Consider the following 22,102-nt stretch of genomic DNA (forward strand, 5'->3'; position numbering starts at 1 on the left):
AATGATTCAATATATTAAACGGAACGATTTAGAGGAAAAAAAATATAATTCTTGTATCGATAAAGCCGTACAAAGCAGAATATTTGCTTTTTCTTGGTATTTAGATATCGTTGCAGATCATTGGGACGTTTTAGTTTTAGGGGATTATAAAGCCGTTATGCCAATTCCTTGGCGTAAAAAATTTGGAATAAAATACGTGTATCCTCCTTTTTGGTTGCTAGAATTAGGGGTTTTTTCTTCGGATGAAACTGTTGATATAAATGCTTTTTTCAACGTGCTTTTTGATAATTTTAAAGCTGTTGAAACAAGATTAAATACGGATTATAGTGCACAAGAGTCAATTCATTTTTTGGTCGCTAAACAAATGCAAAGTCTATCAATGAAAGAAGGCTACGAAACAGTTTTTAAAGGATTTAGAAAAGATAGAAGAAAAGACCTACGAAAAGCTGAAAATGCATTTTTAATTGAGAAATGGAATGATAATGCTGAAAAATTAATTTCATTATTTAAAGAGAATGTTGGTTTAAGAACTCCCAATATTGTGAATAAGGATTATGATATTTTAAGAAATTTGATGCAAATTTGTGTTGAAAAAGGAGTAGGAGAGGTGCTTTCAGTGTACAACAAAGAAAATAAATTGGTGGCTTCTGGTTTTTTTTTAAAACATAAAAGTGTAGTTACTATTTTAGTTTCATCTACCGATTTTAATCACAGAAAAAATGGTGAAAATACATTCTTAATTGATCGTGCTATTTTTAAGTTTCAGAAAAATTATCATGTATTTAATTTTGGTGGCTCCTCTATGAAATCTATCGCTAATTATTTTTTAAGTTTTGGCGCTCAAACTCAAAACTATCAACAGATTACATACAATAATTTACCTTTTTTAGTAAAATTGTTAAAGCGTTAAAGTTTGTTTTTAGAGAAATACACATACCATTGTGCAATAATTTCATTATAATCCTTAGATTTTCTTTGAAAGGGAAGCTTTTTTAAACGCAATTCATCAAGCATTTGCTGGGTAATTGCTTTGTAATTATTCCAATCACTTTTTTCTAAAATTCTTTGTTTTATAAAAGTTGGTAAAAAAGATTTTATAGAATCTTTTATTTTTTGTGATTGAATTCCTTTTTCAGTGGCTTGAATTTCTTTTCCAAAAGAAACTTGGTAAGGTTTAAAATATTCATCAATCAAAACTTCATCAAATAGTGTTTTCATGATTTTATATTTTACAGGAACTGCTTTAAAAAAGGTTAACAACGCTGTATCCCAAAAAGGAAATCGATGCTCATATCCAAAAAAAGTATAAAAATTAGCTGAATTAAAGATATATTTTGCAATTTTTTCAGTTAAATCGTAGTTTTCAAAAACAGAAGATGCTATTTTATTTGAGTAATTAGCATCAAGTTTTTTTAAGTTGATCAGCACTTCCTTAGCAATTCTTTTCTTTTGGACAGTCGATAACGTATGATGTGAAAATTTTGTGGCAACAATCAAATTTACAATTTCATCCGTCTTTAAGTTTTCTGGAATCACTTTTAAAAATTGACTACCTCCTAATAAATCGCCTGCGAAGCCCGGGATAAAAATGGCATCTTTAGAAATTAAGTTCGCTTCAGATAAATATTTAACGGCAAAATATTCTTGCAAATAGGGCATCGAAGATAATTTTCCGGCAAAATGCGCATACTTTTTAAATTCATCTGTTTTTAGATATCCCTCAATTAATAAAGGTGTATATTCAATAAAAAACCATTTAAAACCTAGTGCTTGGGCAGTTTTCTTTGAGTTTTCAATTTCAAAGCTGTTTTTATGACCATAGGTATAACAAACAACATTCTTATAGTTATGCTTTTTAAGCATAACAGCAATTAATCTTGAATCATAACCACCACTTAAAGGCACGACAGCAGTTCTATTCTCTAAGGAATTTATAAGTCGTTTAAATGAGTTTTCAAAAGCAATAACTACCTTATTTTTTAATAGGGAATAAGAGTCTGAACTTTCTTTTTGAATGGCATAAGAAAAGAAAAATTCATTTTCTATAACAGTGTTATTTTTTACAATTAAATAGCTCCCAGCTTGCACTTGAAACACATTTTTTAACAATGTTTTTTTACCATGTGTATGATGTGAAGATTTAAATTCAATTTCTGAAAGAGAATCAAAATCATTGATTTTGAATTTATTTTTTAAATCAATAATAGCATCACTTACATGTAATTTTTTATTTTGAAAAGTATAAAAAATAGGGAAAGATCTCGTAATATCTGATGCAATATAAAACTTATCTTCTAGAGAAATAATAATGGTAAAAACACCATTAATGCTACTTAAAAGCTTTTTAAAATCTTTACTTTTTTTGATGGTTGATAGGTGGTTTAAAGCATTTTCTTTTTCATAAAAATGATCATCAATATAAAAATATCCTTTAAAAAAAAGAGCATCACTTTTAAACCAATGAAAACCTTTGTTATGTTGTAAAGAAATATTCATTTTAGCGATATGCAATTTTATTTTCTTTAGATGTTTTAAAAAGATAGATAAAAATAAGGATATTAAATAACATGCCAACTCCAGAAAAAAGCAGTAATGAAATTACGATATTTTTATAAAAATAGTACCCAATAAATAGTGCAAGAAATCTAAAAATTAATAAAAACGCATCATAGACAACCATGGTTTTTTGTTTATTTAAAATCATAATTAAAGAGCTAATCGGGTTGCTTAAAAAAGCAAAAAACAACCAAGGAATTAAAATTCTTGCATAAAAACCAACATTTGTCCAATTTTCACCAAATAGCATGTCTAAATAAAAAGAAATTACAACTAATGGAATAAAAATAAGGATACCAATTCCTAGTAAATGTTTTGCAGTTTGTACCACTAAAGTATGTAAGTTGCCATCATCGTTATAAATTTTACTAGCCTTATTAAAAAATACTTGTCCTACAGAATTCTGAATAATGCCAACAGGAGCTCTTGTAAATTTTATAGCAAGACCGTAAATTCCGGAATTGGCCAAGCCAAAATATTTAGTAATTAAAAGGATGGGTAATTCATTAGAAAGGTTATTTGTTACATTAATAAGGGTATTAAAAACAGGAATATCTTTATATTTTTTGGCTAAAATGAGCATTTTTTTAAGAGAGATTTCTGATGCCAAAGCAGCTATAGATTGAAAAGAAGTTTTTATTAAAAAGATTACCTGCGCTAAGTTTCCTAAAAGCATACCAGGAATTAACCCTAAAGAATTGAAAGAACTAAAGCCAATGGCAATTTGAGACGAGCTCATGATAGACGATTTAACAAATAAGCCTTTGCTAATATTTTTAAACTTGTTTTTTCTATTATTCCAATACTCTAAAATTGAAACTCCTCCGAATAGAAAGACGCTTATAGGTAATAAATATATAAAATTAGAGAGCTCTTTGATATGAAAGAAATTATAGATAACTTCTTTAAAATAGAAGATAATTACCAACAACAGAAAACAATAAAAGCACAAAACGAAAACCGAAAAAATGAGTAAGTTAATGGCATCAGCATCTTTTTTTGGTAAAACAATTGCAAATTCATATTGCAAAGTTGCTATTGGTTTAAGTACTAAAGTAGCTGAAGAAAACAGCATATAAATGCCAAAAAATTCTGGAGAAAATAATCGTGTAAGTATTAAAATAGAAGCATAAATAACTACTTGGCTTAAAGCAGAACCTGTAATTAATGTGAATACATTTTTAACAAACTCTTTTTTTAAAAAAGAAAATAGTTGCATATTACTCGCTTAAAATAAACAATCAAATATACCTTAAATGACAGAGATAAAACATGTATTTTTTGACTTAGATCATACTTTGTGGGATTTTGAAAAAAATTCTGATTTAACCTTTAATAAAATATTTTTAAAACATGAAATTAAAACTGATTTAGGAGACTTTTTAAAAGTTTACAAACCTTTAAATATCCAGTTTTGGAAGTTATACCGGGAAGAAAAAATAACTAAAACCGAGTTGAGATATCAAAGGTTAAAAACTGCTTTTGATGCTGTAAATTATAGTATTGAAGATGATCTAATAGATGTTTTGGCGATTGATTATATTGAATGTTTACCAGATTATAATCATTTATTTGAAGGTGCTTTTGAAATATTAGAGTATTTAAAAGATAAATATGAGTTGCATATTATTACCAATGGTTTTGAAGAAATTCAAACAAAGAAGATGCAATCTTCAAAAATTTTAGACTATTTTTGCACCATTGTTACTTCTGAATCAGTAGGCGTTAAAAAGCCCAATCCAAAAGTTTTCAATTTTGCTCTTGAAAAAGCCAATGCAGAAAATACGAGCTCCATAATGATTGGAGATAGTATTGAAGCAGATATTGAAGGTGCTTTAAGCGTTGGAATGAAAGCACTTCATGCAAATTTTGAAAAAGAAAAAGTAAAAAATGTTAATTTTAATTCAATAACATCTCTTTCAGAAATAAAGCACTATCTATAAAAAGATAAAGCGTTATTTTGTAACTATTTAGTACTTATGAAACCCCTAAAAATTATAAGCTTTTTAATAGGCTTTTCTCTACTTGCCGCATGCTCAGATAATTTAAATTTTAATCAACTAGAAGATTACGTTTATACATCTAAATTTACTGTCTCCTTAATTCATTTTAAAGTCGCTCGCAGCGATTTTCCAAACAGTACAGGCACTACCTCAATCTCTAGCATTTCTGACCAAATAGAATTTAAAAATTATCAAACCGATGGATTAAAAGATATTTTAACTCAACTCGATTTGACAGCAGCTCTAAAAAATGACTCTAAGTATAGTTTAACATTAGAGATTACTTTTCTAAATATAGCGAATGAGGTAGTTTTAGAAACCGAAATTTTAAAAATTCAGGCCAACAAAACGTTTGATTATTTTTTAACTATTGATGTTGAACAAAATCCAGAAATTTTAGAAACAAGATACATTAATTATACGGTTGCACTCGAGGATGATGAAAATGAACTGAATTCAAATGATCTAGATGAAGCCATTGAATTAAAATCTTCGTTGGATATTTATTTAGAATCAAAATTATAGCATGAAACAAGTTTATTTCCTACTCGCTATATTTTGGTTTCTATCTTTTAACGCTCAAAATAAACAAGTGTTGTATAATTTTGCAGAGTTGCCGCAAACCCTACTACTCAATCCAGGCTCCGAAACAAATTATAACATTCATTTTGGGGTACCACTATTATCAGGGTTTTCTTTAGAAATTGGATCTTCAGGATTTGTGTTGTCAGATATTTTTGCTGATGATGGCATTGATATAAATGATAAAATAAGCAATGTTTTAAAGGAATTAACAACCCAAGATTTTGGAAAACTGAATCTGCAAATAGAGCTCTTAAGTGCAGGTTTTAGAGTAGATTATAGAACTTATTTAAGTTTTGGATTGTATACAGAATTAGATGCGTTTGGTTATTATCCTAAAGATGTTTTTACGTTATTAAATGAAGGTAATTCAGCGTATCTGAATAGGAATTTTAATTTTTCACAGATTTCATACAAAATGGATATTATGGAAGTGCTTCATTTTGGCGTTTCTCATAAATTTACGAATAAGTTAACACTCGGAGCTAGGTTCAAGCTTTATTCTTCTAACATGCATGCGAGTTCCAATAATAATACAGGAAGTTTCGTCACTGTAGCGGGTGTTCATAATAATTATAAACATATTTTTAGCGATGTTGATCTTAAATCTAATACTTCTGGAATTGATAGAGATTCTGATTCCGTAGAAAGTTTTGCAAATAATCTCCAAAGTAAGTTTTTTCAGGGTAATTTAGGGGTCGGTTTTGATGTCGGGCTCACATATCATATAAATGATAATCTGCAGTTTTCTGGCAGTATCTTAGACATTGGTTTTATCAATCATACTAAAAATATAATAAATGTTACCGCAAAAGGAAATTTTACGACTGAAGGTATCGATTTTCAGTTTAATGGAAATGGTGGTATCAATTATATTGATAATTTGGAAGCGCAATTTAAAAGAGAATTGGTAACTGCGGTAAACGATAACTCTTATCAATCTTATACACCTATAAAAATGAATGCTGCTTTAAAATACAGTTTTGGTGACAAAACGACGAGACGAATTAATACATTTTTTGACAAAGATTTTTATACCGAGGCAATGGGTATTCAATTATATACCGTATTTAGACCCTTAAGGCCGCAATTAGCGCTTACAGCGTTTTATGAAAAAGCATTTTCTAATAAAGTAAACGCAAAAATAACGTATACACTTGATAAGATAAATCAAGCTAATATGGGTGCAGGTATTTCCATAAGATATAGACGTATCAATTTCCATGGTATGATAGATAATCTTTTAGCATATAGAAATCTGTCTTCAGCAAATAACATATCTTTACAAGTAGGTATTAATGCAATTCTAAACTAAAATGATAAAAAAAATAGTCTTTTTTCTAGTTCTTTTAAGCTGTGTTTCTGCGTTTGGTCAAAAAATTAATGTAGAGAAATATCAATATATTATAGTGCCAAATCAGTTTGATTTTTTAAAGAGCACTGACGAATATCAAACAAGTTCGTTGATGAAATTTTTATTTGAGAAAAAAGGATTTAAAGTTTTTTTAAGTAACAATAAATTCCCCATTCCTCTAGAAGAAAATAAGTGTTTGGCTTTATTTGCGTCTGTAAAAGACAATTCTTCTATGTTTCGTATAAAAAGTTCAATTGAAATAAAAGATTGTTTCGGTAAAATATTGTATACCTCTGAGGCGGGTATAAGTAAATCCAAAGAGTATAAAAAAGGATATCAAGAGGCTATCAGAAATGCTTTTGATGCGATGACTGATTTTGAATTTAGTTATAATTCTTCTAAAGTCGTAAATAAAAATAACGATGGTGAGAGTACCTACGAAATTAAGACAGATACATTAGCAGTCCCTTTAAGTACGATTCCAAAAACTATCTCTATTCCTGTTATAAAAAAACAAGAAGTTAATAAAGAGAGTATAAAGTCTACTTTTGGTGCTATTTTGTATGCGCAATCTATCGAAAACGGATTTCAACTCATCAATAAAAAACCAGAAGTTGTTTTTGTTATTTTAAGGACCAGCAAAAAAGATTTTTTTATTATCAGAGATAAAAATGGAATTTTTTATAAAAACGAAGATCACTTCTTGGCAGAATATTACGAAGGTTCTACGTTGATTAAGAAAGAATTTCAAGTAAAATTCTAATAATCATATTTATTTTTCCATCTTTTTTTTAAAATTTCTTTAAATTGATTTTCTCTAGCATTATTTCCTGGGTCATATAGTTTTGTTCCAGCTATTTCATCTGGTAAAAATTCTTGAGTTGTAAAACTGTTTTGGTAATCATGAGAATATTTATAATTTTTACCGTAATCCAAATCTTTCATTAATTTAGTAGGCGCATTTCTTAAATGCAATGGAATGGATAAATCTCCTGTTTGGCGCACAAGATTTTGTGCATCTTTTATGGCGATATAAGAAGCATTACTTTTAGGAGAATTTGCTAAATAAACTGCACATTGACTTAAAATAATTCTAGATTCTGGATTTCCAATAACAGAAACAGCTTGAAACGTGTTGTTTGCCAATATTAAGGCAGTGGGATTTGCGTTTCCAATATCTTCAGAAGCAGCAATGAGCAACCTTCTAGCAATAAATTTAACATCTTCGCCACCTTCAATCATTCTCGCTAACCAATAAACTGCACCATTGGGATCACTACCTCTAATAGATTTTATAAAAGCAGAAATAATATCGTAATGTTGTTCACCTGTTTTATCATATCGAACCGTATTTTTTTGAATTTTTTCAAGAACTAATTCGTTTGTAATGGTAATTTCATCTTCAGAAGAAACTAATAATTCAAAAATATTTAAGAGTTTTCTAGCATCACCACTAGAAACTTGCAATAAAGCGTCTGTTTCTTTTAAGGTGATTTTTTTGGTGGATAAAAATGCATCTTTTTGCATTGCTCTGTGCAAAAGAGCAATCAAATCGTTTTTATCAAAAGAATTTAAAATATACACTTGACAACGAGAGAGTAGGGCGGGTATTACTTCAAAACTGGGGTTTTCTGTGGTGGCACCAATTAAAGTAACCCAACCTTTTTCTACAGCACCTAATAGAGAATCTTGTTGTGATTTGCTAAATCTGTGAATCTCATCAATAAATAAAATAGGATTTTTTGCAGTGAATAAACCACCACTTTTTTTGGCTTTCTCTATAACCTCTCTAACATCTTTTACCCCAGAACTTATGGCGCTTAATGTATAAAATGGTCTTTTAGATGCTGTGGCAATTATGTTAGCCAACGTGGTTTTGCCAATACCCGGAGGACCCCATAAAATGAGAGAAGGTATAATTCCTTGTTGTATTAGTTTTGTTAATACACCATTTTTACCCACCAAATGTTGTTGACTTATATAATCTTCAAGGGTTTTAGGTCTAATTCTTTCTGCCAAAGGTTCATTCATTCCGTAAAAATAGCAAAGATTTCTGACAGAATTTGTAAAATTTTATTTCGGTGTTATTTTTGTTAATTTTGGTTTTATGGATGAACATCAAACTCCAAAAATAAATACTTCTTTGTTTTTGGTTCCTATACTTTATGTTGTTGGTATTTGGTTGCTATATTGGATAGAAATTCAATTCAACTTTAATTTTAATAAATTTGGGGTTTTCCCTAGAAGTTTAGAAGGAATTAGGGGTGTATTTTTTATGCATTTTATTCATAGCAATGCAAGTCACCTTTTTAGCAATTCTATTCCGTTATTTGTCCTTTTAACAAGTCTTTTTTATTTTTATAAGGAGGTTGCCTACAAAGTATTGTTATTAGGTGGTTTTCTTGCAGGTTTATGTACTTGGACGATTGCCAGAGAATCGTATCATATTGGGGCAAGCGGAATTGTCTACTTACTTTTTAGTTTTGTTTTTTTTAGTGGTATTGTTAGAAAACATTTTAGATTAGTTGCTTTGTCTTTAATGGTAATTTTTTTATACGGAAGTATGATTTGGTATGTTTTACCAATCAAAGATGGCATGTCTTGGGAAGGACATTTATCTGGGTTTTTGGTAGGTCTATTCTTTGCAGTTATGTATAGAAATATAGGAATGGTAAAAGAAGAGCATCAGTTTACAGCGTCAGAATTTGATTTACTGTTTGATGAACATGGTAATTTTTCACCACCAAAATTAGATGAATTAGCAGAAGATAAACCAACTAATGAAGTAGAATAAATTTTTTACCAATCCCTAATTACTATTCGCTATCCACTAACCACGAATCGCTGTCTTACATTTTCATATAAAAACACACCACAGGCTACAGACACATTTAAAGAGGCTATTTCACCCAATAATGGTAATTTTGCCTTATAATCTACCATTTTTAAGATCGATGGATTTATACCTCGGTGTTCCGAACCCATAATAATGGCTATAGGTTGGTTAAAGTTGATGTCATAAATAGAGTTTTCTGTCTTTTCTGTAGCAGCAAGAATTTTTACATCAGATGCTTGTAATAAAAAAATAGCATCTTTTAAATGATCTACTTTGCAAATAGGTATCTTAAAGGCGGCACCCGCAGAAGTTTTAATGGTTTCTGCATTTACAGGAGCACTACCATTGTTTTGTACTATAATACCATGAACGCCTGTACATTCTGCAGTTCTTATAATGGCACCAAAGTTGCGAACATCAGAAAGTTGATCTAATAAGATAAAAAGTGGAACTTCACCGCTTTCTATGGTCCTGTTAATCAAGGTTTCTAAATCATGAAATTCTATAGGAGATATCTGAGCAACAGCACCTTGGTGATTATTGTTTTTAGATAATCTATCTAATTTTTCAACAGGAACGCCACTTGTTGCAATTTTTTTCTCCTTGATTAATTTGTCTAATTCATAAAAAAGAGTACCTCTTAAACCTTTTTGAAGGTAAATTTTATTGATCGTAGAGCCACTCTCTATCGCTTCAATAATAGCTCTGATACCGAAAATGTTTGTTGTTTCTGTCAATGTTTTTTCTTTTTGTAAAAAAAAAATCGCAATCAAATGATTACGATTTTTATCTAATTATTTTTAATGCTTTTGTTAAATACTAAATTCAAAGCTTGTTCCTGCACCGTAACTACCGTTATTGCTAAATACTTGAACCCCATCTAATGTAAAGCTTACAGCACCACCGCCATCTTGATAGCCATCAAAGATCTCAAATACATAGTTACCGGTTGGTAAACATGTAGCATCTCTTTGTGTTCCGCTTAACCCTGCATAACCACCAAAGCCAGCTACATCATTATTGGCGATAACAATTACTCCTGCATCGGTATCAACAACTCTCCAGTATACTTCTTCTGGCCATGAATCTAAGGATACAGCAATTTTGAACTTACTAGATCCTGCATTACAACCTTTAGCTACGTTAAACGTAATGTCTTCACCCACGGCTAATTCTGCTGAATCAGTCATCGTAATCGTTAACGTTTTGTCTGTAATAATGTCTAAATTTACATCTTTAAAAACAACGTTTAAAGTTCCTTCATTAGAATTAGCAGGAATGACTACAGAGGTTGGTGCTTCGTAAGACGAAGCATCTAAAGTTCCTGATAACGTTAAAGCTATTGTTCTATCTGAACCCGTAATATTCGCTGCATAAACTTTAACTGCTTGTGGAAAATCTGTATTTGGGGATACCGTAATATCTTGTCCTAAATATGCTTCAAAAGAAGCGTATGCTGTTCCAGGAGCTTCAACATCCTCTTCACAACTACTAAATGCAGCAATGGCTATAAAAAGTAATGAGTATAATTTTAAATTTTTCATTTTTATATTTTATTAAGTTTGCATAGGAGGTTTAAAATCTCCTATGCAAACAGTTTTTATTAGTTGTTTTGAGTAGAAATAAAAGGATTAAATTGAATTTCACCTTCTGGAATCTCAAAAGTCATACGCTCATCATTGTAAGGAATTGGCTCCCCAACAAAAGTTAAGTGATTAGAACCTCTAACTGTAGTTGCTTTATTACGCTTCATCGCTAAATAACTTTTACCTTCTCCCCATAATTCCATTCTAGTTTGTAGGTAAATTTCATTCTTTAACTGTTGTCCAGATAAACCATCAATATAAGATGCGTCTGGTACTCTTTGACTCACTAAAGCTTTTAATTCAGTTCTTGCCTGCGCATCATTATTACTAAATGCTGCATATTCAGCTGCTAAAAGGTGCATTTCTGCAACTCTCATGTATACATAATCTGCTTTTACAATTCTCGATGAACCGTATCTAGTTCTATCGCTATCGTAAAATTTATTTAAAGGCAATAAGTGTGTCGCTGATCCAGGATTCACATTAAACTGTTCTTTTCTAAAGTCATTCGCAGGTATTGCATCAAAAAGACCTTGATCAATAGATTTAGAATCACCAAATGCTGGATAAGAGTAACTAAAGTAATCCATTTGACCCCACCATGAAACCAAACCTAATCCAATTTCATCATTTAAATCAACACCCCACATCCATCCTGGTGTGCTTACCTCGTTAAAACCACCTGTAATTTCAGTACTACTCATTACTGTATAACCACCAGCAATAGCAGCTTTTGCCATGTCGTAAGCTTTAGCGTAATCTGTACCTCTAGCCCCTAAAACATAAGCATAGATTCCTTGAGCAACCGATTGATTAATCTCTGTTTTGTTAGCTCTAGAGAAACCTTCTAAAAGTGCAATAGCATCTGTTAAATCAGATTCCATTAAGTCATAGATTTCAGCGGCAGTAACCTTAGGACCATTAACCTCTAAAGAATTTCTGTACAATGGAAGAATTGGTTCTGAGGCGTCATACGATTTTTGATAAAATTGAGTTAAATAGAAGTATGAATGAGCACGTAAAGCTTTTGCTTGTCCCATTACGGCTTTATTAGCTGCAGATTCTGGTGTAAACTCATCACCTCCTAAACCGTCGATAACTTCATTACAACCCCTAACAATTCTGTAGTAATATCTCCATACTTGTCTGTTAGCACCATTTGTAAAATCTAGGGGTGCTTGGTATTCTGTAATGTCAGCTCTATACCAACCGTACACACTTTGGCTTAAGGCCATATCACTCGATAACATATCACTAAAAACGTCATATGATTTATGTCCAAAATCAGTATGGCTACCACCTGAGCCTCCACTATTGAAAGTAAAAGTAAGTGAATACACTCCGCCCATTAAGGCGCCCCCAACAGCAGGGTCCACTTCAGAAGCTTGAAGCAGTTGCGCAGATGTAAGTGTCTCCGAGCCTCTAAGAGCTGGTTTTTCTAGGAACTCATCTCCACAGCTTACCATTGTAATTGCCAACGCAGAGAATAATCCGAATTTAATTAAGTTTTTCATTTTTTTATGTTTTTAATTTATTTTATTAAAATTTCACTCGCACACCTAATGTCATTGTAGTCATTGGTGCGTATAATCTTCGACCTGAATTTCCAGCTTCATTAGTTCCTGGAAAAAATCCATTACGAGCAGTAGATTGAAACAAATTATCTGCTGCAAGCCATATGTTTAGAGTTTGCAAAGATATTTTATCTGTGTATTTTTTTGGTAGCGTATAACCAATATTGATGTTATTTAATGCTAAGAAATCTGTAGAGGTAATAAATCTTGTTGAACCATTAGTACCATTTACAATAGCATTATCTGATAATATAGGAACATCTGTAATGTCTCCAGGATTTTGCCATCTATTTGCGATATCTTTATGGAAGTTATTACCAGCGGCACCAAAACGATCTGACATTAATTCTCCATATTGGGCATCATAAGCATACCCCCCCAAACTATATGTGAATTGAGTGGCAAAATTAAAGTTACCTGCCTTTCCTGATAAACGGAATGCTCCTCTTACATCAGCAATTGCTGATTTCTCATTATAAACTTCTGAAGCATTAGCATACGTTTTGGTAACAGTTTTTTGAATATTTGCTCCTGGAACTTTTGTTTGGTATTCTACAATAGAACCCGTGTTATTTGCAATAGTGGCATCAGAAGGAACCCATGGTGTACTTCCAGATGTTGGTTCACCAGCATCTAATATACCGTTGTTGTTTTCATCATCAAAATATTGATACCACATTGGCGCTCCATCAGATGGATCTACACCGGCCCATTCACGCAAATAGAAGTCAAAGATAGATCTACCTGCAGACCATCCATATCTTCCATTAGGGGTTAACACCTGCGGTAATCCAGTTGCTGGATCTAATGGCATTGTCTTAATTTCATTATTGACAATTTCTCCGTTTACAGATAAGTCTAATGTAAATCCTGGTTTGTTAATGATATGCCCTGTAATATCAAATTCTAAACCAGCATTGATCAATTCTCCATCATTCACAGTAATAGAAGAGATACCTTGAGAAGGTCCTACAAAACGGTTAAAAATTAGGTTATCAGTAAGTTTACTGTAGTAGTCTAAATTTACGTCCAAATATTTTCCAAAACTCATTTCTGCACCAAACTGAAATTGTTTCGTAGTTTCCCAAGTAAGATCTGGGTTACCATTTAATCCTGGAGCTAAGGAAATACTACCTCCTAAATTACCACCATTATAAAGGTTAAAACCAGAGAATAATTCTACTCCTGCTTGATCTCCAGTAACACCATAAGAAGTTTTAAATTTTAAAAAACTTAAAATTTTGTTATCCTGTAAAAAATCTTCCTTTGAAGCTATCCAAGATGCACCCACTGAACCGAACGTTCCCCATTTCTCATTAACAAATCTAGAAGATCCATCTGTTCTAACAGAAGCAGATAAGTAATATTTTTGGTCATAGTTATAACTCAATTGACTAAAATAAGATTCAATAGTAAAACCCTCAGAATATCCTGAAGCCAACCCTAGAGCAGACTGAAAGTTATCTAGATCATATAAGAATGGACTTATTTGTAATCCTTTTGATACAGAAGATACTTGATCTACTTGTTCATTGCTCTCATGCGCAACTAAAGCATCAAAAGAGTGGTTACCCCAAGATTTATTATACTTTACAATTTGTAAAATGTTTTGCGTTAATCTAGAAAAATCATTAACCGTTAAATCACCACCGGTAGCTACACCACCTCCGTAAAATTTGTTGGTATAATCTCTATTTCTTTGCGTCCAATATTGCGCTCCATAACGGAATTCTGCAGTTAAATTATCCATAAGTTTAAAAGTAGCAGAAAAGTTACCATTTACTTCATGACGGTTTGTTCCGTTAAAATCGTAATTTGCAGAACCCATCGGGTTTAAGCCGTTTGCATTTGGTCTATCTCTAAATCCAGATAAAGAGCCGTAGTCATATTGGTTTCCACCATAATTAAGGTCGGGTACCAAATCACCATTATCATCTCTTAAAAATACAGGGAATATGGGAGCCATTTTATCAGCAAACTCAAAAACATTTTCAGAACCTGCTATTTGTCCGTTTTCAATTTGTTCAGAATACGCATATCCAATATTAGAATTTACGGTTAACCAGGGTTTAATGTTACTACTTAAATTTAGACGCGTAGTGTATCTTTTATATCCTGTATTGATAGAAACACCATTATCATCTAAATAACCAAAAGAGGCAAAGTACTTCGTGTCATCATTACCACCACCCATTCTGATACTGGTTTCAGTTCTTACTGCTGCATCTAGAGCAACATCTGCATATCTTAGCGGTGTATATTTTCTTCCAACACCTGCACGAACTAAGCCAGTTGCAGGGTCTATTAATTCTGCAGCAGTAGCTACATTCCACATATTATAGCCCGGCGCTATATAGTTTCCTGTAAATAATCTGTCGTTTGCAAAGCCGGCAGGATCAGGATTTCCTTCTATCATACCTCTATTTTTAATTCCTTCCCACACGTAACCAATATATTCTTCTGGAGAAGTGACAACATCATATCTATCCAAAACTTGGTCATTGATCCCTGTTTTAAAATCAATTTCTATATAAGAACTACCATTTTTACCCTGCTTGGTGTTAATTAAAACTACACCATTTGCCCCTCTAGAACCATAAATTGCGGTAGCGGTAGCATCTTTTAAAACTGTGGTACTAGCAATATCTGCTGGGTTAATAGAGTTTAGATTTCCATTAAAAGGAACACCATCTACTACATACAGTGGGTTTCTGTTTCCGTTTACAGAGCCATAACCTCTAATTCTAATAGTACCTACAGAACCTGGCTGACCAGAACCGTTAATTACAGTAACTCCAGCAACTTCCCCAGCTAATGCTTGAGAAACATTTGAAAAGTTCTTAACTTCTAGCTGTTCTTGTTTTACAACGGCTGCTGTACCAACAAAAGCTTCTTTTGTAGAAGTACCATAACCTACAACTACAATTTCATCTAAAACATTAGCATCTTCTTCTAACTTAACACTAATAATACTTGAAGAACCGACCTTTTTTTCAACAACTTTATAGCCTAAATATCTAAATACTAAAACATCGCCCGTTTTAGCCATAATAGAATATTTACCATCAAAATCTGTTTCAGTACCGGTTGTACCTCCTTTAATTATGATACTAACTCCTGGTAAACTACCTGAACTATCAGAAACAGTACCAGTAATAGTCTTCTCTTGCGCAAAGGATATTTGCACGACAAACGCCAGTAACAGCGTTAAAATTCCATTAAACTTTGTTTTCATTGTATAATTATTTGAATTAATTTCCTCCAAAAGTCTTAAATAAAACTTAATAAAACAATTTTTTAACACTAATTTGTTCAAAGAAAATAGAATTGAGAGCAGAATTGCATGGTTTAGGGCTTGTTTAAGCTTTAAACTTTTGCTTTAAACATTAAAAATATATCTGTTTTTTGATATATAAAAAAAAAACCAGTCATTTCTGACTGGTTTTTTTAGTTAATTGTAATTCTTATGTTATTTGAACAACCAAAGAACAGTATCTAATTCATCTATCCCTTGCGCAGAAACTGCTGCATTGTAATTTGCCTCATTTAAGGAACCTGCAGTTGCAGAGTATCCATGTCTTTGAGGAATGCCTGTTGCATTTGATAATAGATCAACTGCAATGATTAAAGGAATTCTAGAGTCGGTTCCTTCTGCTTTGAATCTTCTCCATTCAGCCCAGCTGTTATACCCCTGCAAGTAAAGAGAAACCCATTTTTCATAAGCAATATCAGCAACACCTGAATAAGGATTAGCAGCTAAATATGCAGTCGCAGCAGCGCTATCTACACCCCATTGAGCCATAGAAGCTAATACTCCTTGACCATAAAGCGTTGCAGCATCTTCAGTAGTCCATTCTTTTGAAGCAGCTTCAGCTCTTGCGAAAAGAATTTCTGCATACGTGTAGATCATTAAAGGTGCATCACCTGTATTAATGATATTATTCGTAATAAAGGAATAGTCATCGGTTGCAGAGTTAGACAATCCATAAGGAGCACCAACATAAGTTCCTGAGGTCGTTGCAGGTTCTGCGAATGCCATTAATCTTGGATCTTCTGGAGCAACATTGGTTCCTGACCCTATTAAAACATTTACAAAAACATCACTCATTAAATAATCTCTTCTAGATTCAAAACGATCTTGCCAAGGGTTATCATTCGTGTCTTCAGTTAAGTACGTATATTGGATGTTATTTGCATTTGATGAAATTGCACCAGACATTGCTGCATTAAATACAGTTCTACCTGTTGCAGGATCGGCATTAGACAAACGTAATCCCATTACTGTTTTAATAGTGTTTCCAAAGGTTCTCCATTGTGTCATATCTCCTCCAAAAATACAATCATTGACTTATGAACCAATGTGAATAAAACAGTGCTTTTTTACTAAACCTTAAGAATCTATTGAAAATCTAACTAAAATTGTTAATAACTAACAAACTTCCGCTGAATAGTTACAAATTGTTTAAAAAAAGGAGAAAGTAGCTTAGAATACAATGTTTTAGAGTTTGTTTAATCTTTATTATTTTGTTTTAAACATTAAAAACTTACGCATTTTTCAAAGATAAAGAAAGAGGCTGTCTTTTTAGACAGCCTCTTTCTATGAAATAAATATAGTCACTATATTTTTATATTAATTAACATCCCACCAAACTTTGGTAGTCATATTTGCAGGAGTTGAAGTAACAGCATTTAAACTTGCAGAATTAGTCTGAGTCTCTGCTAAGACATAAGGCATTTTAACGGGTATAGACTGGATTACCGCATCAGCAGGTACTGCTAAAACAGGATAATCTAATCTTCTCCATTCATTCCATGCTTCAAAACCATTCATATAAAAAGCAATCCATTTTTGTACACCTACAGACTCTTTCCAATTAGCGGCATTATAGGGGTTACTAGTAACGTAGGCCTCTATAGCTGTTGCATTATTAATTCCCCAATAGTTCATAGATGCAGAAACTCCATTTGAATATGCGTCTGCGGCATTTCCTGTTAAACTACCTCTTTGATAAGCTTCAGCTAATAAAAATTGAACTTCAGAATATGACATAATAACATGTGGAGCTGTAGCTGCTCTTACGTTATCATTTGGTCTTGAAGTGCTAGGTTTTAAAGCAGTTGCTGCGTTATCAACTAAGCCGTAAGGCATACCAACAAAATCGCCTGTCGCAGTTTCTTTAGCAAATTCTGCTAATCTTGGATCTCCTAAACCTTCTAATGTTTGTACTAAATATTCTGAAACAGCAAAATCATCTCTATTACTAACTAATGGACTTGCATTTCTAAACATAGGGTTAGCTCTTGCTGGATTAGAATCAAAAACAAATAAACCACTATCTGAATTATCATCCATAAGGTTAGCACTAGCAATATTAATGTATGTATTAGCAGTTGCAGGGTCTACATCAACAATTCTCATTGCATATCTAAGCATCAATGAATTAGTGAATTTAATCCAGCTTGCAACATTACCATTATATACTAACTCTCCTGAGTTAAATGATGGAGCAGAGGTGTTAAAGGATTTAGAAGCATTATCTAATGTTTCTAAAATTCCTTTATAAATAACTTCTTGAGAATCATAAGCTGGTGATGTATCTTCTCCTAGCGCTTCTGTATAAGGAACACTACCAAAACCATCTGTCATAAAAGCATAAACTTGTGCAGACATAACGTCTATAATTGCTTTTTGATTGTTTTTAATTGCATCAGAAACATTTTGAGCGTCTACTAATGTTTTTGCCGCGTCTAATTCTTTTAATACATTAGCGTACATAGCGCTCCAAGTTCCACCGAAAGAAGTAATATCTTGGTTGTATCTACTATCATCAGTATATTCATTTTCAGCCCAATATTGAACCATTAGTAATCCCCAACCGGAATTAATACCAGTGCCATGTAGGGCATTATAGAAAGTATATTGCGCTGTAGATAAAAGCGTTTCTGGTGCTACTTGTACAGCACTGTTTGGGTCTATGTTTAATTCTGATAAACCATCATCACACTTATAAAATAGAGCAATTGATAAGATTAAAAGAGTATATAATTTTATGTTTTTCATTGTGTTAAATTTTAAAATTTTGCAGATAAATTAAATCCGAATGAACTTGTTGGTGGTATTTGAGCATTCTCTAAACCTTGTTGATTGCCAGAGCTAGTTACAACTTGAGGATCAATAAAAGGAACTTCAGAATATAATATACCTAAGTTTCTCCCAAAAGCACTTAAACTTAAACTGTTGAAAGGTGTTTTAGCTAAAATCTTAGCTGGTATATTATAACTCAATCTAACATCTCTAAATTTAATGAAGCTAGCATCATAAACGTTAGGAGCAGCAACTCTAAAAGTATTTGAATAATAGGTTTGTACGTCTGCTATTCTTACGTCATTTGGTTGTCCGTTTTCTTTTACACCTGGTAATAATAATCCGTCAGCTCTAACATCAGCTACACCATTATAAGAAACTGTTTCAGGGTGCATTCCAGAATATTTAGACCATTGTAATGAAGTTGAATGAATAATTCCTCCTACCTGGAAATCAAATAAAGCAGATAAAGTAAAGTTTTTGTAGTTAAAAGCAGTACTAAAACCACCAGTCCAATCAGCGATAGCTGACCCTAAATAAACCCTATCACTAGTAAATTGATATGTACCATCACTGTTAACAAGTCTGTCACCATTTTCATTGTAGACAAAATCTTGACCAAATAAAGCCATGTATGGTAAACCTTCTTGAATTCTTAAATCAGCTGCCCATGTAGCACCTTGTCCTATACTTTCTACCAAAGTTTCTCCATTTTCATCTCTAAGTAATTCTACAACTTCGTTGTTTTGACTTGTTAAATTTAAACTTAAGTCCCAAGAGAAGTTTTCATTTTTTATTGGTGTACCACTTATTTGTAATTCTAAACCTGAGTTTTTCATTTCACCCGCGTTAAGCAATCTAGATGTATAACCAGAAGCTGCAGATACAGGTACATTAAATATTTGATCTTCTGTAGTTCTGCTATAATATGCAGCATCTACTGTTAATCTATTTCTTAACAATTTAACCAAGAAACCAAATTCAATTTCCGTTGTTAACTCATTCACCAAATCTGGATTTTGTTGCGAATTCGGAACATTGTATAGAGTATTACCAGCAAAGTTTGGGTTAATTGGATTGTAAACATCAGCAATTCTGTATGGCGCTGAATCATTACCAGCTTGTGCTATACTAGCTCTAACTTTAGCAAAATTAATAACTTCACTTTCTTTAATAGATTCTATTTCTGATAAAGCAAAACTTACAGAAGCAGATGGATAGAAGTAACTATTATTTTTTTCAGGTAATGTAGATGACCAGTCATTTCTTGCTGATAAATCTAAGAATAACATGTCTTTAAACCCAAAAGAAGCACTTCCAAAAATACTATTAATACCTCTCAAGCTTTCAAAAGTATTTGCTGTAGGATCTAATGCTGAATTGGCTATATTGAAAAAACGATCAACTACAATCCCTCCTGTAGTAGAAATAGTAGTTCTTTTTTGAAAATTTCTCATTCTGTTTACACCAACAAAACCATTAAAAGTTAGGTCATCGTTTATATCAGTATTGTAATTAAGACGTGCCTCAATGTTTGTTTCTTGAAATCTTCTTTCTGTTTCAGAATATGAAGGTGCACCTACGCCTCTTAAAGGAATTCCCTCTCTACTGCTAAATTGAAAAAAATCTGTACCAAATTGAGTTGTAAAAGATAATTTATCTGTAATAGCGTATGAAATATTAGCATTACCAAAAACTCTGTTTCTAACATCTTCTTGTAAATAGTTTTCTCTTACCCAAGAAGGGTTATCAAAGAAATTAGGTCTACTATCAAATGATAATAAATTATCATTGTTATCTTCTATAATTCCTCTAGGATTCCATGTATATTGATTTCCCTCTGTGGTGTTTTGTTGAGTTCTAAGTCTCTCAACATCTAAATTCGATTGCCACCATTGTGTAAAACCCTGCATTGGGTTTGCATTGTCGTAACCAGTGGCGTTTCTGTTTTCAGCCTCTGTTTTAACATAGGTAAATGCTACACTTGCCTTTAACTTATCAGTTAAATTATAATTAGAGTTTAAATTAATAGTATTTCTTTTAAGTGCACCTTCTGGGGTAACACCAGTTTGATCTAAATTTGTATAACCAGCTCTAAAGCTTCCTTTCTCATCTGCTCCTGAAAGAGCAACGGTGTTTATTAAAGTAACCCCTGTATTAAAAAAGCTCTCGTAAGAGTTTTCTGGAGCTACCCATGGTCTTGTTTCTTTATAGCTACTAGAACCTGGATCCCAAGAATCCCAATGTCTTACCAAAACATTTGGATCGAATCTAGGGCCCCATGAACCATCTTTCGCATAATTTGGAGCTAAATAGCTTACACCATCTTGGTTAAACTCATTAAATCCACTGGCAGTGTTGTAGGTAGATCCTCCACCATATGTTGTTTGTATAGGAATTAGGTTTCTTACTTGATCAAAAGTAACACTTGAGTCAAAAGACACTCCTAAACCTTTTTGATTTTTACCAGATTTAGTGGTAATTAAAATTACACCATTTGCACCCCTAGATCCATAGATAGAGGTAGCAGCAGCACCTTTTAAAACAGACATAGTTTGTATGTTAGATGGATCAATTTCTGCAGCAGCATTACCATAATCATAAGCTCCTCCACCAAAACCATTAGCTTGTCCTTGGGAAGTGTAACTAGCATTACTAATTGGAACCCCATCAACTATAAATAAAGGTTGATTGTTTCCTAAAAATGAATTAGAACCACGAATAGTTATTCTTGAAGAACCCCCTAATGAAGAAGGACTTCCTTGAATTTGAACACCCGCAATTCTACCTTGTAGAGAGTTTACAATGTTTGGTTCTTTTGCTTCATCAATACTTGCTCCAGAGACTTTCTGCACTGCATAACCAATAGCTTTCTCTTTTTTGGAAATACCTAATCCAGTTACAATAATTTCATCTAATACATTAGCTCCTTCTTTAATTGAAACATTAATTATATTAGATGTTCCTACAGTTTTTTCAACAGTTTCGTATCCTAAGTATCTAAAAATTAATATGTCTCCTACTTTGGCTTTAATAGAATATTTTCCATCAAAATCAGTTTCCGTACCTTGGGTTGTACCTTTTATCGATACGCTAACCCCTGGTAATACTCCAGACGATTCTGATACAGTACCAGAAACTGTCTTTTCCTGTGCAAAGGTAATTTGCACAACGAACGCTAGTAGTAGCGTTAGAATTCCTTTTAACTTTGTTTTCATTATTTGTTTTAGTTTTGAATTAATTGCCCCAAAGATTAAAAAATATTAGCTAACACACAATAAAAATTGTTAATTATTGTTAATTTTTTAGAATTAAACTGTTAATAAAGCCTAATTATTTGAAGATAGTTCATTTAATTTATATTCATAACTGAGAATAAATGTAAGTTGAAGAATTTGTTAAACTATTGTTACTAATGGTTTTGTAATAGGTATGGTTGAGGTTGTTTGTGCAAGATTTCATAAATGAATTGTGATTACCTTGCAAGAAGAATATACTGGTTTAATTGTAGTTTTTAATTTAAAAT

The 22,102-nt window shown here is 32.2% G+C and carries 16 protein-coding genes; 6 read left to right on the forward strand and 10 right to left on the reverse strand.

Features of this window, described 5'->3' with window-relative positions; all coding sequences use genetic code 11:
• Position 1 precedes the first annotated feature (1 nt).
• Positions 2 to 910, forward strand: coding sequence for a hypothetical protein (locus K8354_RS01160; RefSeq protein ID WP_223444770.1), 909 nt, complete (start codon positions 2 to 4; stop codon positions 908 to 910).
• Here K8354_RS01160 and K8354_RS01165 read toward each other — a convergent pair.
• Positions 907 to 2,496 (reverse strand): asparagine synthase C-terminal domain-containing protein, encoded by a 1,590-nt coding sequence (locus tag K8354_RS01165; protein WP_223444771.1) that lies wholly within the window; start codon positions 2,494 to 2,496, stop codon positions 907 to 909. The genes K8354_RS01160 and K8354_RS01165 overlap by 4 nt on opposite strands.
• Position 2,497: 1 nt before the next feature.
• A complete protein-coding gene (locus K8354_RS01170) occupies positions 2,498 to 3,775 on the reverse strand; it encodes a lipopolysaccharide biosynthesis protein (RefSeq protein ID WP_223444772.1) in 1,278 nt (425 codons plus the stop codon).
• Between the two features lie 37 nt (positions 3,776 to 3,812).
• On the opposite strand from K8354_RS01170, the gene K8354_RS01175 reads away from it, so the two are divergent.
• Genes K8354_RS01175 through K8354_RS01190 form a run of 4 tightly spaced genes read left to right on the forward strand, consistent with a single transcriptional unit; the run spans position 3,813 to position 7,258 of the window.
• The gene (locus K8354_RS01175) at positions 3,813 to 4,499 is read left to right on the forward strand and encodes a YjjG family noncanonical pyrimidine nucleotidase (protein WP_223444773.1); all 687 of its coding nucleotides are present in this window, start codon (positions 3,813 to 3,815) and stop codon (positions 4,497 to 4,499) included.
• Positions 4,500 to 4,535: 36 nt separating this feature from the next.
• A complete protein-coding gene (locus tag K8354_RS01180) occupies positions 4,536 to 5,084 on the forward strand; it encodes a hypothetical protein (protein ID WP_223444774.1) in 549 nt (182 codons plus the stop codon).
• Between the two features lies 1 nt (position 5,085).
• On the forward strand, positions 5,086 to 6,456 hold the full coding sequence (locus K8354_RS01185) for a DUF5723 family protein (protein WP_223444775.1): 1,371 nt from the start codon (positions 5,086 to 5,088) through the stop codon (positions 6,454 to 6,456).
• 1 nt (position 6,457) lies between these two features.
• A complete protein-coding gene (locus K8354_RS01190) occupies positions 6,458 to 7,258 on the forward strand; it encodes a hypothetical protein (protein ID WP_223444776.1) in 801 nt (266 codons plus the stop codon).
• Here K8354_RS01190 and K8354_RS01195 read toward each other — a convergent pair.
• Positions 7,255 to 8,526, reverse strand: a complete 1,272-nt coding sequence (locus tag K8354_RS01195; protein ID WP_223444778.1) for a replication-associated recombination protein A — start codon at positions 8,524 to 8,526, stop codon at positions 7,255 to 7,257. The two genes, K8354_RS01190 and K8354_RS01195, sit on opposite strands and share 4 nt — an antisense overlap.
• A gap of 76 nt (positions 8,527 to 8,602) precedes the next feature.
• Here K8354_RS01195 and K8354_RS01200 point away from each other — a divergent pair, with 76 nt between their 5' ends.
• Positions 8,603 to 9,289 (forward strand): rhomboid family intramembrane serine protease, encoded by a 687-nt coding sequence (locus K8354_RS01200; protein WP_223444779.1) that lies wholly within the window; start codon positions 8,603 to 8,605, stop codon positions 9,287 to 9,289.
• Positions 9,290 to 9,318: 29 nt separating this feature from the next.
• Here the strand turns inward: K8354_RS01200 and rlmB are convergent, their stop codons facing one another.
• The 7 genes from rlmB to K8354_RS01235 all read right to left on the reverse strand — a co-directional run bounded on the left by rlmB (position 9,319) and on the right by K8354_RS01235 (position 21,794).
• Positions 9,319 to 10,068, reverse strand: a complete 750-nt coding sequence (gene rlmB, locus K8354_RS01205; RefSeq protein ID WP_223444780.1) for a 23S rRNA (guanosine(2251)-2'-O)-methyltransferase RlmB — start codon at positions 10,066 to 10,068, stop codon at positions 9,319 to 9,321.
• A gap of 75 nt (positions 10,069 to 10,143) precedes the next feature.
• Positions 10,144 to 10,875, reverse strand: coding sequence for a hypothetical protein (locus K8354_RS01210; RefSeq protein ID WP_223444781.1), 732 nt, complete (start codon positions 10,873 to 10,875; stop codon positions 10,144 to 10,146).
• A gap of 59 nt (positions 10,876 to 10,934) precedes the next feature.
• Positions 10,935 to 12,431, reverse strand: coding sequence for a RagB/SusD family nutrient uptake outer membrane protein (locus K8354_RS01215; protein WP_223444782.1), 1,497 nt, complete (start codon positions 12,429 to 12,431; stop codon positions 10,935 to 10,937).
• Positions 12,432 to 12,456: 25 nt separating this feature from the next.
• Positions 12,457 to 15,726, reverse strand: a complete 3,270-nt coding sequence (locus K8354_RS01220) for a SusC/RagA family TonB-linked outer membrane protein (RefSeq protein ID WP_223444783.1) — start codon at positions 15,724 to 15,726, stop codon at positions 12,457 to 12,459.
• 234 nt (positions 15,727 to 15,960) lie between these two features.
• Positions 15,961 to 16,827 carry a SusD/RagB family nutrient-binding outer membrane lipoprotein gene (locus K8354_RS01225; protein ID WP_223447751.1) on the reverse strand — a complete coding sequence of 289 codons (867 nt, stop codon included), beginning with the start codon at positions 16,825 to 16,827 and terminating at the stop codon, positions 15,961 to 15,963.
• Between the two features lie 294 nt (positions 16,828 to 17,121).
• Positions 17,122 to 18,552: a SusD/RagB family nutrient-binding outer membrane lipoprotein gene (locus tag K8354_RS01230; RefSeq protein WP_223444784.1), complete on the reverse strand. Its 1,431-nt coding sequence runs from the start codon at positions 18,550 to 18,552 to the stop codon at positions 17,122 to 17,124.
• A gap of 11 nt (positions 18,553 to 18,563) precedes the next feature.
• Complete coding sequence (locus tag K8354_RS01235; RefSeq protein ID WP_223444786.1) at positions 18,564 to 21,794, reverse strand: SusC/RagA family TonB-linked outer membrane protein; 3,231 nt, start codon at positions 21,792 to 21,794, stop codon at positions 18,564 to 18,566.
• Positions 21,795 to 22,102 lie beyond the last annotated feature (308 nt).

The organism is Polaribacter litorisediminis, from assembly GCF_019968605.1.
Taxonomy (GTDB): domain Bacteria; phylum Bacteroidota; class Bacteroidia; order Flavobacteriales; family Flavobacteriaceae; genus Polaribacter; species Polaribacter litorisediminis.